Raw genomic sequence first — 13,817 nt, 5'->3', positions numbered from 1 at the left:
ACCTACACGGGCGGCGGGCTGGCCTCTTTCGTGTATAGCCGCGATCATGTAGTTTCGGAGCTGGACGGCGATCGCGCCGTTATCACCTACGGCGGCGTGACCGTGGCCGCCGTGCGCGTTTCCGATCTCACGCTTGTAAAGGAGTAACAAATATAAACACCGACAAAAAGAAAGCGAGGATTTGAAAAATGGATAACATGGTAATTGTTCTTGTGGTTGTGGCCGTCGTAGCGGTCGTTTTCGTGGGGCTGATCGTATTGATCCCCTATCTGGTAAAGAAGGGGATCAATATTTCCGGCGTTCTGACAGGGACGACAACCGTTCTTGACACCGCGGATCATGTGGTCGATACCCTGCAAGAGTTCTTCCCCGAAGTTCCCGTTATCACTGTTATTGACAAGGTGATCGGGTGGGCGCAGAAAGCAACAGAGGCCGCCGAACAGCTTTACAAAACAAGCAAAATTGAAGAGGGACAGCGCAAGGAAGAAGCGACAAAACTTGTATATCAGTTTATCGAAGCGGCAGGAATTGAAATCGACGACGATTTGAAGAAGATTGTTGACGGTGCGATCGAAGCCGCCGTTTTTGCGCTTCCGAAGACGCATACCGACACCGCGGAAGCCCTGAATACTTAATTGCCATTGCGCCGCGCGCGGGTTTACTCCTTTACCGCCCGCGGTTTGATGGAGGCGGCGGCCACATGCCGCCCGCCTGATACACGAAGCCCCCGCTTCCGCTGAACCGCGGCGGCGGGGGCTTATTTCATTACGGGAGGTTTTACGCATGAGCGAACAGAGAAAAAACACAGGCACACGCAAGCGCGCGACGAAGAAGGATACAGAGAACAAAACCACGCGCACGCGGAAAAAGGTTGCCGAAGAACAGGCCGCGCCCGTCCAGCAGAACGAGGAAGCCGCGCCGGATCGCGTGAAGGCCGAAGAGGAACAAACCGCCCGCGCGCCGGAACAGATGGCGGGAAAATCGGAGCATGACAGCGAAAAGCCGGAACGGACACCGCCCACGGCGGGTTCCTTTGAGGTTGCCCGCGTGCTGAAAGTGACAAAACCCCTTATGCGCGGCGAAGATGTGAAGGCATTGCAAACGGCCTTGATCGAACGGAATTACCATTGCGGCACAAACGGAGCCGATGGGACATACGGAAGGTTGACCGCTTACGCCGTGCGGTGTTTTCAAGCGTCAAAAGGCTTGATTGTCAACGGGAGCGCAGATAGATACACGATCGCCGCACTTGGCGGCACATGGAAAGAGTAACAGAACATAGAGAAGCCCCCGCGCTGGCCGTTTATGGCTGGCGTGGGGGCTTTTTGTCGTTTTGTGGGGGTTACTCATTCCGGAAGCGCAATGTTATTTCCGCGCCGTAGTTCCGGCCTTCGCCGCCGCCGTAAACTTCTATGTTTACGATCCCGTCGAGGCGGGAAAAATTGTCGTTCACATAGGAAACATATTCGGCAGGAATATTCCCGATTTGATCGCCGTTGACATAGACACCGAAAGCGGGCTTGCCTTCCCACTCTTCCCGTTGCAAAGTCAATTCCATTGTTCCCTTGTCGAAAGGTTCGTCTTTGAAGTGGATTTTTCGCAAGATGGTTTGACGGCTTCTGCGCCCGTTCTTGAAGGTAACGCCCGCAACCTTCACGGAAAGAAATTCAAAAGCGGGCTTTACTTCGGAAGCCGGAGCGGGTGCGGCGGCTTCTGTTTTCGCAGAACGCGGATCGGCGGCGGGTGTAACATGTGCGGTTGTATCTGTTTTAGGAGCAGGCGCGGCGGCCTCTTCCGGTTCCATCGTCGCCGCAGGCGTGGCCGCGGGCGGTTCTTTCTTTGGTTCAGGCCGTGCGGCCTTTTTCCGAAGGCCAATAAAAAACAGCGCGGCGGCAATCACAATCCCACAAACGCCCGCCCCTATATCACCTTCGACAAATAGCGGGATTGAAGAAATAAGGAACAGCGCACCAACGCCCCATAAGATCAATACAGCTTTTTTCATAGTTTGAATAGCTCCTTTCGTGTGCTTAAATTATGGCAACAAGGGAAGAATACTTTTTGCATTCTGACCTTTAACACAATTATGCAAGAATTTTGTGTTAAAGTCAAGAATAGTGCTGATGTTTAGCACAACGAGAGGGGCGCGGGTGATCGTGGGTGAAGATATACGACTATAAAGGACGGAAAAATATATGCGGCGACAGAGTGCGGGAAGCACGGCAAAAGAATAGGTTTACGCAAGAGGCGTTAGCCGCGAAACTGCAAATAGAAGGCGTGACAATGGAGCGGGACAGCCTTTCAAGAATTGAGATCGGAACACGGTTTGTTACTGATTACGAATTGAAAGTGATTGCTAAAGTGTTAGGCGTATCCCATCTTTGGCTGATTGATGATGAAAACGAATGAAGCGGCGGGAAATTCCCGCCGCTTTTGCTGTTTTTCGCATTTATTTTCTTGAAAGCTATTGACTTTATACGGCAAATGCCGTATAATAAAATCACAGGCAAGGGGAAGCCGAGTAAAGCGAAAGGAGAAGACAACACCACCGGAAAGGGGGTGCGAAGATTGACCGAAGAGCAAATAAAAGAACTGCTTGAACTTCTCAAAAAGGCTTTGGAAAGTGAAACGGTGGAGCGTATCACAATCAGCATAAAGCCCAACAAGAAGAACAAACAGTCCTAACAGATACGGCGGCGGGTATCCCCGCCCGTCGCCTTTATTATAACCGATAAAACGCGAAAATGTCAAGGGAGGTTCGGCGCGTGGATATTAGCGTTAAAATAGCATATAGAAACGAGAAATTGCAGGCCGCACGGCTGGCGGCTGGTATGTCACAATCACAGCTTGCGGCGGCAGCGGAAATTTCCGTGCGTATCCTGCAAGACTACGAAAGAGGCGCGCGGGATATTAACGGGGCAAAGCTGGCGACATTATTAAAAATTTGCAACGCCCTTGAATGTAGCTTGCGGGACATTCTCACCGATCCGGCCACGCTGGAAGGGCTGGACGAATACGACAAAAGAAGGAGTTAATTTCAGGCGCAGGGGGGCGGGAAACCGCCCCTTATTTTTGTTTATAGGGGGCGTGGAGCATGGGGCATTGTTTTAGCCATTTGACAAAGGCAGACCGTTACAAGATCGAAGCGTTATTGAATAACGGCCATTCGGCAAAGGAGATCGCCGCGGAAATTCATGTGCATATCAGCACTATTTACCGCGAAGTAAAACGCGCCCGCATGGTTCACCGTAATTCAGATTGGACGGAGGAAGAAAGGTATAATCCGGACGAAGCGCACAGGCGATACCGTGAAAACCTTTCGGCAAAAGGCGCACCGCTGAAAATTGGCCGTGATTACGCCCTTGCGGAATATCTGGAAAGAAAAGTGCTTGAAGAAGGCCGATCCCCCGCCGCCGCACTTGCCGACATTGCTTTAGAGGGGTTGGAATTCAATACCACAATTTGCACAAGCACCTTTTACGGCTACATAACAAAGGGCGTGTTCCTTATGCTGACAAACAACGATTTGCCGGAGAAGGCAAAACGCAAGCGGAAATATCGCAAAGTGAAGACGGCCAAACGCGCCCCGCGCGGGAAGAGCATAGAAAAACGCCCCGCCGAAGTGGAGGGGCGCGAAGTCTTCGGACATTGGGAAATGGATACCGTTTACAGCGGGAAGCAGACTTCAAAGAAAGCCCTTCTTGTGCTGACGGAGCGGAAGACGCGGCAAGAAATTATAGAGCGTATGCCGGATCGGACGGAGGAAAGCACCATAAAGGCACTTGATCGAATAGAACGGCGGTTCGGCGCACTCTTCCGCAAGGTATTCAAAACAATCACCGTTGACAACGGCGGGGAATTCTCCAATGTGGAAAGGCTGGAACAATCCGCGATCCGCAAGGGGAAGCGGACACGCTTTTACTATTGTCACCCGTACAGCAGTTTTGAACGGGGATCAAACGAAAATCAAAATAGAATGATACGGCGGCGATACCCGAAAGGAACAGACTTCGGGAAGGTATCAACCGCCGCAATAAAAGACCTTGAACAATGGATCAACAACTATCCGCGTGAAATATTGGGCTGGAAAACTTCTGCAATGTGCTTCCGCGAATGCCTTGACGCACTATAAAAATAAATTTTCAATTTTTTCGCATTTACTATTGACATTTGCGTTTTCCACTGGCAATTCACCAATTTTCACCGGTTTGCACAATCTGCCCTGAACAGACGGTTTGGGTTTTGTATCCTTAGCAGAAGGACTGCATCTGATGGTTGTAGACCATCAGGCGTTTCAGTGTCAAAACGTCCAGTTTAAACGGTGCGTTATCCAACAGCAAGGTCGGATTGATGTTGAGCTCGATGCCGGTTGCAAAGCGCATCACTGCCACCAGTTTGCCCTCTTTTTCTTCCATCGAAACCAGAGAGAAATGCGGCTTGAGGTCGATTTCCTTCTCGCCCTTCTTGGTCTTTTTGATGACCTTGATTTCCTGCTGGTTAAAGAAGGAAGTGAGCTTTTCTTTTAATCCATCCTCGTTTCGGAAGCAGATTTCATAGTCTGCCCAGGCGATCTCCTTCTGGTCCATCTTCTGCTCACCAGCCGAGAACACCTGAATATCCGGAGGCAGGCAGGCATTTAAGCGGGAGACCATCTGGTCAAAATCGACCTTCTGGGTCATCTTGAGGTCCACACATTCATAGACGCTTTCACAGCCCAGCGACAGCGGCAGCGGGAAGGTCAGATACATGTGCGGATTGAATCCGCCGGTGTACCAAACCGGCAGGCCGGCACGCTTGATGGCGCGGCTCATGCAGCGATTCATGTCCAGATGGGAGATATATTTTGCGCGGTCGAGCTTTGTAAAGAACAGTCTGACCTTCTGCGGCTGATCGAGCAGCAGCGACGGGTCAACCTTTGGACGCGGCGGCTCGATTGGAGCAACTTCCCTTTCATAGACAACCTTGTCCGAGCAGCACTCTCCTTTGATGAGGGCTCTTGCGCCGCAGGCGGAGCATTTCTCACGGCACTGCGGAGTTACCTGCTCCTGATGTGCCAGCTTGTTTTCGCGGATGAGGAAGTTTTTGCTGACGCAGAAATCCAGATGATCCCACGGCATCACTTCGTCGTATTCTCTATGGCGGTTTGCATAGAAGGCAGGGTCGATATTCAGCTCATTCATAGCGTCATACCAGCGCTGTGCATCGAAGTATTCATACCAGCCGTCCAGTCGGCTGCCCATCTTCCAGACGCGCTCGATGACATCGCACAGACGGCGGTCGCCTTTTGCAAGGATTGCTTCGATGAAGCTGACGTCCGCATCATGGTAGCTGACGCTGATCTTCTTGGACTTGACGCTTGCCAGAAGGTGTTTCTGTTTTTCATGCAGCAGCTCCATGGTGTCCTGCGCTTCAAACTCAAATGGAGTAAACGGCTTTGGTACAAAGCATGCACAGGAGATGGAAACGCTCACCGCTCTGCCCTTTGGACGGGTCGGCAGGCTGTAATACAGGTCGACTACCTTCTGGGCAAGGTTTGCAATGCCCTCGATGTCCTCCATCGTTTCGGTCGGCAGACCCATCATAAAGTAGAGCTTAACCGAGGTGTAGCCGCCCTCAAAGGCGGTGCGGCAGGTGTTCATGACCTCTTCTTCGGTGACATTTTTATTGATGACGTCGCGCAGACGCTGAGTTCCTGCCTCGGGTGCAAAGGTAAGTCCGCTCTTTTTGAGGCGGGAAACCTTGTCCATCAGCTCCTTGGAGAAGTTGTCCACACGAAGGCTCGGCAGCGACAGGCTGACCTTTTCGTCGGTGGTCCAGTTGAGCAGGTCGTCGAGCAGCGGCTCGATCTCCTTGTAGTCGCTGGTGGACAGCGAGGTCAGCGACAGCTCCTCGTAGCCGCTGGTGTCGCACAGATTGTGCGCATCCTGATTTAAGGTGTCATAGTGTTTGTCGCGCAGCGGACGATAGATAAATCCCGCCTGACAGAAGCGGCAGCCGCGCAGACAGCCGCGCTGAATCTCAAGCATTGCACGGTCGTGAACGATGTTGATAAACGGAACCACAAACTGTTTGGGGTAGTAGACCTTGTCCAGATCGGCGATGATCCGCTTCTGCACCTTTGCCGGCGCTTCAGGGCAGTTTGGAGTGACAGCCTCGATGGTGCCGTCCTCCTTGTAGGAAACATCGTACAGGCTAGGCACATAGACGCCGCCGATCTTTGCAGCTTCCTTCAGGTACTGTTCCTTGGTCCAGCCCTCTTTTTTGGCCTGCATGTACAGGTCGGTGATTTCGATGTTGACCTCCTCGCCTTCGCCGATGATGAACAGGTCGATAAAGTCGGCGATCGGCTCCGGATTGCAGGCACATGGACCGCCCGCCGCTACGATCGGAGAGAGTCCCTTGCGGTCTTTGGCGCGAACCGGCAGTCCTGCCAGGTCGAGCATATTGAGGATGGCGGTGTAGCTCATCTCGTACTGCAGAGTGAACAGCACAAAGTCAAAGTCTTTGATTGGGTCCAGACTTTCCAGACCATACAGCAGGATGTTTTTCTCCCGCATCAACTGTTCCATATCGGCATCGGGCGCAAACACGCGCTCACACCACCAGTTTTCCCGCTCGTTGTAGAGCGAGTAGAGAATCTTCATTCCCAGATGGGACATGCCCACCTCATACTTATCAGGAAAACAGAAGGCCAGACGGCAGTCGACCTTTTGTTTGTCTTTCATCACGCTGTTGAGTTCCCCGCCGATGTACTGCGCGGGCTTCTGCACATCCAGCAAAATCTGCTGGAGCTGTTCTCGTTTCATGCACGGTCCTCCAAAATCTTTTGTAGCAAAGCTTTTTTCTTATCATTTAAGTTTACATGATTTTTTACAAAAAATCAACGTCCACCCTCTGCTCACTCCCTCCAATAAATCTTGTAAAAAAGCCCAAAATTTTGTAGAATAAATGGTAACATCCCAACGCAAAGGAGCGTGGTACTCATGCAGCCATTTCTCAAAACAAACCGTCTGCTTCTGCGAAACCTTTCCTGCGAAGATCTGGACACTCTGTACGACTACCGCAACAACGCCGACTGTGCCCGATACCAGCACTGGACAGACACCTCCAGAGAGGCTTTGCGCGATTTTATCAACACTTTCGGTTCCTGTACCTTTCCCTCATCGGAGCCGGAACAGCACTATGCCATCTGCCTGTCGGACAACCAACTGATTGGCGACCTGTCTTTGTTTGTAAACGAAGCGGACCCATGTATCACCCTTGGCTACACCATCTCCTACCGCCATTGGCGGCAAGGATACGCCTTCGAGCTGCTGACTGCGGTGATCAAAGCCATCGAACAGCACTTTCCTGCCATGGACATTGTGGGACTGGTGGAAAAGGAAAATCTGCCGAGCATCGCCCTGTTAAAGAAACTGGGCTTTGTCGAGGAAGCTTACTCCGACAAAATCCATTCCTATATCTTTATCCGCTCACCTGCAAAGGAGAACTGATATGAAACAGCACATCTTAAAAATCCTTCTTGTAGCTTCGCTTGTCAGCTTTGTCGGAGCAGTCGGTGTGATGATAAAACAGATGCTCGGTTCGACACTGTTTGACCTCTCCTATCCACACACCTTCCTTGTGTTTTTCCTTTTATTTGCGGGACTTATGCTGCTTGCGCTCTACCGCATCATCGACCTGCTGGAGCACCCAAAATAATGGCAATTTTTTCCCATTGTAAGAAAAAATTGTTTCTTTCTTGCAAACAACTTCCAAATCAGGTATAATAAGCCATAAAGGCGGTGAAACTTATCATGATTGACAGAGAACTGATGGACGCGATCAGCCAGCTGCTGGACGTCAAACTGACCAACGAGCTCGGCCCGATCAAGTACGAATTAAAATCGATCAAAGACGAAGTGCGCGAAATCAAGGATGAAGTTCGCGAGATCAAATCAGAAGTCAAGATCGGACGTGAAGATGTAAAGACCCTGTCCCAGAATATAGACGCCATCGAAAAGCGCCTGAAGAAGATCGAAACCGTTCAGGAAAACAACATCGAGCAGGAGCTTCGCCAGCTGTTCGACGGACAGCGCAACACTTTGGAAAAATTCCAGAGCGTCAACGAGATCAACGACCGTGTCAAGGATATTCAGGGTGCAGTTGAGATCTTTAAGGTATTGACCGTAAGAAAAGTATAAGCTGACATTCATCGTTGATAGATGTTCAAAAAGGCTGTGAGAATCAAAGTTCTCACAGCCTTTTTTGATGTTTCTCCTTTGCCGGACACAAACTCAGACACAGTCCGGCAAGCAGCAGAATCAGCGACAGATTGCGCTTCCAGAGCACCAGCCAGACGCCCGCTCCTAAAATCAGCACGCAGATTCCTGCTTCCACCACGGCACAGATGCGCTGTGCCTGATGCAGCGGAAGCAGCTTTTGCAGCAGGCAAAACAGCGTCTGCCCGCCATCCAGCGAAGGCAGCGGACACAATTCAAACAATCCCAGCGCCAGATTCACCGCCGAGAACATCTTTGCTCCCACCAGATAGCTTGCCGCCGCCAGCAGCAGATTGACCATCGGTCCTGCCAGATTGATCCACAGCTCTGCTCCCAGGCAGAAGCTCTCCTCCCGTTCGATGCGGACGCCCAGCGGACAAAGGCAGATGCGCAGCAGCCGCACCCGAAAGGCTGCCAGCGCTGCCAGATGTCCCAGCTCGTGCAACAGTGCCGCCGCAATGCACAGCACACCGATTCTGCTTTTATCCAGCAGCAAAAAGACACTCAAAAACAGAAAAAAGCCAAAGCCCATTTCAATAGGCGGCAGTGTCCTCTCCTTTTTCGTGGCACTATCCCTCCTTTACTGCACACTGACCTCCTCCACCTGAAGCGAGGGCAGCGGATCGGCTTTGAGTCCCTGCACCTCCACCTCAAAGTGCAGGTGTGGACCGGTGGAAATGCCGGTGGAGCCCACCAGTGCAATGCGGTCGCCGCGTGCCATCTGCTGGCCCTCCTGCACCAGAATCTCGCTGCAATGGTTATAGGTGGTCCGCAGGTTGTCCGAATGGCGAAGCACCACAAAATTGCCGTAGCTGTCGTTGTAGCCGGTCTCCTCCACCACTCCTGGCAGTGCTGCCAGAATGGAGGTTCCCTCCGCTGCGGCGATGTCCACTCCCTTATGGAAGTCCTCTCCGCCGCTGATCGGATGCAGCCGCCAGCCAAACTGCGAGGTCACCGGACCGCTGACCGGCGACCACATCGAGGCGGTCAGCAGATAGGGCGCCAGCGTCGTACCTTCGGCGGCGGAGAGCAGGTCATCCGGCAGCGCTCCGCCTGCTCCGTCCAGCGCTTGTTCTCCGCTTTCTCCGATAGTTACCTCCGGCAGCTGTTCCGGCGGAACAATCTGGTCGGCGATCAGATCCCGCAGTCGCTCCAGCAGATCCTCCGCACCGCCCTGCCAGAAGGAGGATATTTTTTGCCACGTTTCTTCCAGCGTCTGCTGCCAGGACAGCGGTTGACTGGTCTGCCCGCACAGCAGCTGGGCGCTTTGACAGGCAAGCTCCTTTCCCTCTCCTCCCATCTGTACGGCAGCAAAAAAGACGGCGGCGGAAAGCAGACACAGCCCGATCTGAAAGCAAAGGATGGTCAATAATGGCTCCTCATCGTTCTTTTTCTTCTTGGGACGATACCCTGTTCTTTGCCCCATTTTCTCTTCCTCCTTTTTGGTTTTACCAAAGGATATTCCGTCTGTCGGGCGAATATGCTGGAAAGGCTTCCGCAGGCAGTTGTGAAATTATTATTAAACCTCACCAATAAATACGTTGTTTTTATGAAAATTATTCTTCAATATTTACATTTTATTGCCAGTTGTGCTATGATACTGGTGTGATTTTCATTCGCAGAAAATGACGAACCACCGTTCCAAACGCTGGTCATCCATTGCTGCGCTTTTGTATCAACCACTCAAGAGGGAAAATACAGGTACATCCTGCCAAAGGAGGAATCCACTTTATCATGAAAGCGATTATCAACGGAAAGGTCATCACGGTGACCGGTCAGACCTACGACAAAGCCACCGTCCTGATCGAAAACGGAAAAATCAAAGCGGTCGGCCCCGACATTCCGGTGCCGCAGGACGCCGAAGTCATCGACGCCACCGGCTGCTGGGTCACTCCAGGTCTGATCGACTGCCATACCCACATCTGTAACTTCAGCGAGCCTGGCACTATGCCTGGTCTGTCCGATGGCAACGAGATGAGCGGCCCGATTCAGGCACAGATCCGTGCGCTGGATGCTGTCTACCCCGACGATTACGCCATCGTTCCCGTCCGTGAGGCAGGATTTACCACCGTCTACTCCACTCCAGGCTCGGGCAACGTCATCGGCGGTACCGGCATTTCGATCAAGCTGCGCGGTCACACTGCCCGTGAGATGGCGATTGCCGGCAGCGAGCAGATGAAGTTTGCCTTCGGCGAAAATCCAAAGCGCAACTACGGCAACCGTAAACAGATGCCGATGACCCGCATGGGCATCGCCGGCATCCTGCGCGAGACGCTGTTCGAGGCTAAAAACTATTCGGACGCACTCAAAGCAACCGAAACCGATCCTTCCAAAGCGCCAAAGCCTGACTTTAAATTAAATGCCCTGGTACCGGTCGTCCGCGGCGAGATGCGCTGCCGTATGCACGCGCACCGTTCGGACGACATCCTCACCGCCATCAGCATTGCTGAGGAATTCGGTCTGGACTATGTCATCGAGCACTGCACCGAGGGCTTTAAAATCAAGGACGTTTTAAACGAGAAACATGTCAAATGCGTCGTTGGTCCGCACCTGACCTCGCCAAGCAAGCTGGAAATCCACAACCGCACCATGGACAATCCTGGTATCCTCAGCAAGGAACCGAACATCACCGTCTGCCTGACCGCCGATACCGGCTCTCAGACCTCGGTTCTGCCGATGACCATCGGCTTCTTCATCCGCCGCGGTCTGTCCTTTGAGGATGCCATCAAAGGCGTCACCATCAACGCTGCCAAGGTGCTGCAGCTGGAGGACCGCATCGGTTCGCTGGAGCCAGGCAAGGACGCCGACGTCGCCGTATTCGACGGCAATCCATTTGACAGCATGAGCCTGTGCCGTCTGGTCATGATCGACGGAGAGGTCTACAAAAATACCCTGTGATGGAGGAGAGGACAAAGATGATTGCAATTATCAATGGCAAGGTTGTCACCGTTACGGGGCAGACCTTTGAAAAAGGAACCGTTTTAATCGAAGATGGCAAGATCAAAGCTGTCGGTGCAGACGTCGCTGTTCCACAGGGCGCCGAGGTCATCGACGCCTCCGGCTGCTGGGTCACTCCAGGTCTGATCGACTGCCACACCCATATTTCCAACTTTAACGAACCAAACTCCAACCCGTCCATTCCACTCGACGGCAACGAGATGAGCGACCCTGTCACTCCGCAGGTGCGCGCTATGGACGCGGTCAACCCGAAAGATTACGCCATCAGCAAGGTGCGTGACGCCGGTTTTACCACCGTCTGCATCCTGCCAGGTTCTGCAAACGTCATCGGCGGCACCGGAACGGTTGTCAAACTGCGCGACGTTCCTACCGCCGAGGAGATGATCGTCCCGGGACACGAGCAGATGAAATTTGCCATGGGCGAAAATCCAAAGCGCTGCTACGGCACCGACCGCAAATATCCAATGACCCGCATGGGCGTTGCTGCATTGATCCGCCAGACCCTGTATGCGGCAAAGAATTACTCCGACCGTCTCAAAGCCGGTGAAACCGACCCTAGCAAACTGCCGGAGCCAAACTTCCAGCTGGATGCACTGGTTCCTGTTGTCCGTGGTGAGATGCGCTGTCGTTTCCATGCACATCGCTCCGACGACATCATGACTGCCATCCGCATCGCCGAGGAATTCCATCTGGACTACACCATCGAGCACTGCACCGAGGGCTACATGATTACCGACGCGCTCAAAGCCCGCAACGTCCGCTGCACCATCGGTCCGTACCTGTGGAGTCCATCCAAGATGGAGATCTGGAACATGAAGCTGGAAAATCCGGCGATCCTCTCCGAGGCTGGACTGACCGTATCGCTGACCGCCGACACTGGCTCTCAGACCTCCATTCTGCCGGCGACTATCGGTATGCTGATGCGCCGCGGTCTGAGCGAACAGGCCGCCTTTGAAGGCATCACCATCAATCCGGCAAAAACGCTGGGTATGGAGGACCGTGTCGGCTCGCTGGAAGTCGGCAAGGATGCAGACATCGCCATTTTTGACGGACATCCGTTCAGCAGCCTGAGCCTGTGCCGCATGACCATCATCGACGGTAAGGTTGTACATAACACGCTGTAATCTTATGGTTTATAAAAGAGGCTCCCTTTTTAGGGAGCCTCTTTCCGTATGTAGAAATAAAAAAGCTACCGGCAATTTTTAACAGCAAAAAAAGGACTCCCACAGGAGTCCTTTTTTATTGCGCCAAATTATTCGTGGATCAGCGGCAGCGGCGAGAGGAAAACGATGTCGTCGCGGTTTGCTGCATCGCCCTCGGCCAGCACTGCTGCTCTGCCGCAGATGATGCCGCCGGCTTTCTCGGTCAGCTTTTCCAGTGCGTGCAGCGACTCGCCGGTGCTGATGACGTCGTCAACCAGCAGCACCTTTTTGCCGCGCAGAAATTCCATGTCGTCGCCCGACAGGTACAGTTTCTGCAGGCCGCTGGTGGTGATCGAGTTTACCTCGACCTCAACGGCATTTTTCATGTACAGTTTTTTGCTCTTTCTTGCCAGAATGTAGCGCTTGCCGCACTGGCGGGACATCTCATAGGCAAGCGGAATGCCCTTGGACTCGGCGGTCAGCATGACCTCAAAGTCCGGCACCTTTTTGAGCAGCTCGGTCGCACAGGCGACGGTCAGCTCTACATCGGAGAACATGACAAAGCCTGCAATCGAAACGCCGTTGCCCAACGGGCAGACCGGCAGGTCGCGCTCCAGACCTGCTACCTTCAGATGATATGTTTCCATCCTCTGTCATCCTTTCTTAACTGCGGCATTTTATGCCTGCCAGCTCAGCTCCTTGCCGCCAATGACATGGAAGTGCAGGTGCAAAACGGACTGGCCTGCGTCTGCTCCGCAGTTGGAGATGACACGGTATCCGTTTTCGATGCCTGCTTCCTTGGCAAGCTGTCCGATCTTCTGGAAGATATAGGCCACGATCTCGCTGTTTTTCTCGTCAATGGCATCGACGCTCTGGATGTGTTCCTTTGGAATTACCAGAAAATGAACCGGTGCAATCGGCGAAATGTCATAAAACGCAAGGATTTTGTCGTCCTCATACAGTTTTTTGGAAGGGATCTCCCCGCTGATGATCTTGCAAAACAAACAATCTGCCATGAAATTACCTCCTTGTTTTGTATTGTTTCTGCTGCAATCGCTCCTCACAGCAGAAAATCCTCCGAGAAGAGCGGACGGTTTTCTGTCCGCATCCTCCCTTTGGCTTTGTTTTATTTTAACATACCTTCGAGCATTCCTGCAACGCCGGAGAGCACTTCCTCGGCCTTGGACAGGTCTGCTACGCCGCCCATTGCGCTGTCAGGACGGCCGCCGCCTTTGCCGCCGAGCTGTGCAGTGATCTCCTTGATGAGCTTGCCTGCATGTGCGCCGGCTTTGACTGCATCTGCGCCGCAGACTGCCAGAACGCTCGACTTGCCTTCATTGGTTGCTGCAAAGACTGCAACAACATCCGGTGCATCGGCTTTGACCTGATCGCCCAGGGTGCGCAGGCTGTCCGAAGCGGTATCTTTGAGGATTGCATGGATATAGCGCACGCCTTT

18 protein-coding genes and 1 pseudogene are annotated in these 13,817 nt (G+C 52.8%); 11 read left to right on the top strand and 8 right to left on the bottom strand.

Annotated elements, in window-relative coordinates; all coding sequences use genetic code 11:
- Positions 1-188: 188 nt before the first annotated feature.
- Complete coding sequence (locus tag Q0L39_RS07600) at positions 189-635, top strand: phage holin, LLH family (RefSeq protein ID WP_296628060.1); 447 nt, start codon at positions 189-191, stop codon at positions 633-635.
- 148 nt (positions 636-783) lie between these two features.
- Positions 784-1,272: a peptidoglycan-binding domain-containing protein gene (locus Q0L39_RS07595; protein WP_296628058.1), complete on the top strand. Its 489-nt coding sequence runs from the start codon at positions 784-786 to the stop codon at positions 1,270-1,272.
- A 70-nt stretch (positions 1,273-1,342) separates the two neighbouring features.
- On the opposite strand, the gene Q0L39_RS07590 is transcribed toward Q0L39_RS07595, so the two are convergent.
- Positions 1,343-2,005, bottom strand: a complete 663-nt coding sequence (locus tag Q0L39_RS07590) for a hypothetical protein (protein ID WP_296628056.1) — start codon at positions 2,003-2,005, stop codon at positions 1,343-1,345.
- Between the two features lie 155 nt (positions 2,006-2,160).
- Here Q0L39_RS07590 and Q0L39_RS07585 point away from each other — a divergent pair, with 155 nt between their 5' ends.
- The 4 genes from Q0L39_RS07585 (at position 2,161) to Q0L39_RS07570 (ending at position 4,132) form a co-directional block, all read left to right on the top strand.
- Positions 2,161-2,409, top strand: coding sequence for a helix-turn-helix transcriptional regulator (locus Q0L39_RS07585; RefSeq protein WP_296628054.1), 249 nt, complete (start codon positions 2,161-2,163; stop codon positions 2,407-2,409).
- A 24-nt stretch (positions 2,410-2,433) separates the two neighbouring features.
- Positions 2,434-2,685, top strand: coding sequence for a hypothetical protein (locus Q0L39_RS07580; RefSeq protein WP_296628053.1), 252 nt, complete (start codon positions 2,434-2,436; stop codon positions 2,683-2,685).
- 80 nt (positions 2,686-2,765) lie between these two features.
- On the top strand, positions 2,766-3,035 hold the full coding sequence (locus Q0L39_RS07575; RefSeq protein ID WP_296628051.1) for a helix-turn-helix transcriptional regulator: 270 nt from the start codon (positions 2,766-2,768) through the stop codon (positions 3,033-3,035).
- 59 nt (positions 3,036-3,094) lie between these two features.
- Positions 3,095-4,132 (top strand): IS30 family transposase, encoded by a 1,038-nt coding sequence (locus tag Q0L39_RS07570; protein ID WP_296628049.1) that lies wholly within the window; start codon positions 3,095-3,097, stop codon positions 4,130-4,132.
- 118 nt (positions 4,133-4,250) lie between these two features.
- Here the strand turns inward: Q0L39_RS07570 and Q0L39_RS07565 are convergent, their stop codons facing one another.
- Together Q0L39_RS07565 and Q0L39_RS07560 are read right to left on the bottom strand one after the other, a co-directional pair.
- Complete coding sequence (locus Q0L39_RS07565) at positions 4,251-4,871, bottom strand: TIGR03936 family radical SAM-associated protein (RefSeq protein WP_296628062.1); 621 nt, start codon at positions 4,869-4,871, stop codon at positions 4,251-4,253.
- Positions 4,872-4,973: 102 nt separating this feature from the next.
- A pseudogene (locus Q0L39_RS07560) lies at positions 4,974-6,806 on the bottom strand (TIGR03960 family B12-binding radical SAM protein); the annotation flags it as partial.
- A gap of 177 nt (positions 6,807-6,983) precedes the next feature.
- Between Q0L39_RS07560 and Q0L39_RS07555 the strand changes: the two are divergent.
- The 3 genes from Q0L39_RS07555 (at position 6,984) to Q0L39_RS07545 (ending at position 8,183) form a co-directional block, all read left to right on the top strand.
- Positions 6,984-7,493 (top strand): GNAT family N-acetyltransferase, encoded by a 510-nt coding sequence (locus Q0L39_RS07555; RefSeq protein ID WP_296628048.1) that lies wholly within the window; start codon positions 6,984-6,986, stop codon positions 7,491-7,493.
- Between the two features lies 1 nt (position 7,494).
- Positions 7,495-7,701 carry a hypothetical protein gene (locus Q0L39_RS07550; RefSeq protein WP_296628046.1) on the top strand — a complete coding sequence of 69 codons (207 nt, stop codon included), beginning with the start codon at positions 7,495-7,497 and terminating at the stop codon, positions 7,699-7,701.
- A gap of 95 nt (positions 7,702-7,796) precedes the next feature.
- Entirely contained in the window at positions 7,797-8,183 is a 387-nt protein-coding gene (locus Q0L39_RS07545) for a hypothetical protein (RefSeq protein ID WP_296628044.1), read from the top strand.
- 52 nt (positions 8,184-8,235) lie between these two features.
- Here Q0L39_RS07545 and Q0L39_RS07540 read toward each other — a convergent pair whose 3' ends face one another.
- Both Q0L39_RS07540 and Q0L39_RS07535 read right to left on the bottom strand, forming a co-directional pair.
- Positions 8,236-8,757, bottom strand: a complete 522-nt coding sequence (locus tag Q0L39_RS07540) for a hypothetical protein (protein ID WP_296628042.1) — start codon at positions 8,755-8,757, stop codon at positions 8,236-8,238.
- An 84-nt stretch (positions 8,758-8,841) separates the two neighbouring features.
- Entirely contained in the window at positions 8,842-9,687 is an 846-nt protein-coding gene (locus Q0L39_RS07535; protein ID WP_296628040.1) for a M23 family metallopeptidase, read from the bottom strand.
- A gap of 308 nt (positions 9,688-9,995) precedes the next feature.
- On the opposite strand from Q0L39_RS07535, the gene Q0L39_RS07530 reads away from it, so the two are divergent.
- Positions 9,996-11,159, top strand: coding sequence for an amidohydrolase (locus Q0L39_RS07530; RefSeq protein ID WP_296628039.1), 1,164 nt, complete (start codon positions 9,996-9,998; stop codon positions 11,157-11,159).
- 17 nt (positions 11,160-11,176) lie between these two features.
- A complete protein-coding gene (locus Q0L39_RS07525) occupies positions 11,177-12,343 on the top strand; it encodes an amidohydrolase (protein ID WP_296628037.1) in 1,167 nt (388 codons plus the stop codon).
- A 128-nt stretch (positions 12,344-12,471) separates the two neighbouring features.
- On the opposite strand, the gene Q0L39_RS07520 is transcribed toward Q0L39_RS07525, so the two are convergent.
- From Q0L39_RS07520 to Q0L39_RS07510, 3 genes are all read right to left on the bottom strand, one after another.
- Positions 12,472-13,008 carry a phosphoribosyltransferase family protein gene (locus Q0L39_RS07520; protein WP_296628035.1) on the bottom strand — a complete coding sequence of 179 codons (537 nt, stop codon included), beginning with the start codon at positions 13,006-13,008 and terminating at the stop codon, positions 12,472-12,474.
- 30 nt (positions 13,009-13,038) lie between these two features.
- The gene (locus Q0L39_RS07515) at positions 13,039-13,377 is read right to left on the bottom strand and encodes a histidine triad nucleotide-binding protein (protein ID WP_296628033.1); all 339 of its coding nucleotides are present in this window, start codon (positions 13,375-13,377) and stop codon (positions 13,039-13,041) included.
- A gap of 110 nt (positions 13,378-13,487) precedes the next feature.
- Positions 13,488-13,817, bottom strand: a 330-nt coding sequence (locus Q0L39_RS07510) for a DHHA1 domain-containing protein (RefSeq protein WP_296628031.1), incomplete at its 5' end; no start/stop codon positions are given.

Origin of the sequence: uncultured Negativibacillus sp. (assembly GCF_944388365.1) — a bacterium.
Taxonomy (GTDB): Bacteria; Bacillota; Clostridia; order Oscillospirales; family Ruminococcaceae; genus Negativibacillus.
The sequence above is the reverse complement of the archived record's forward strand: the minus strand, read 5'-3'. Positions and strand labels throughout refer to the sequence as shown.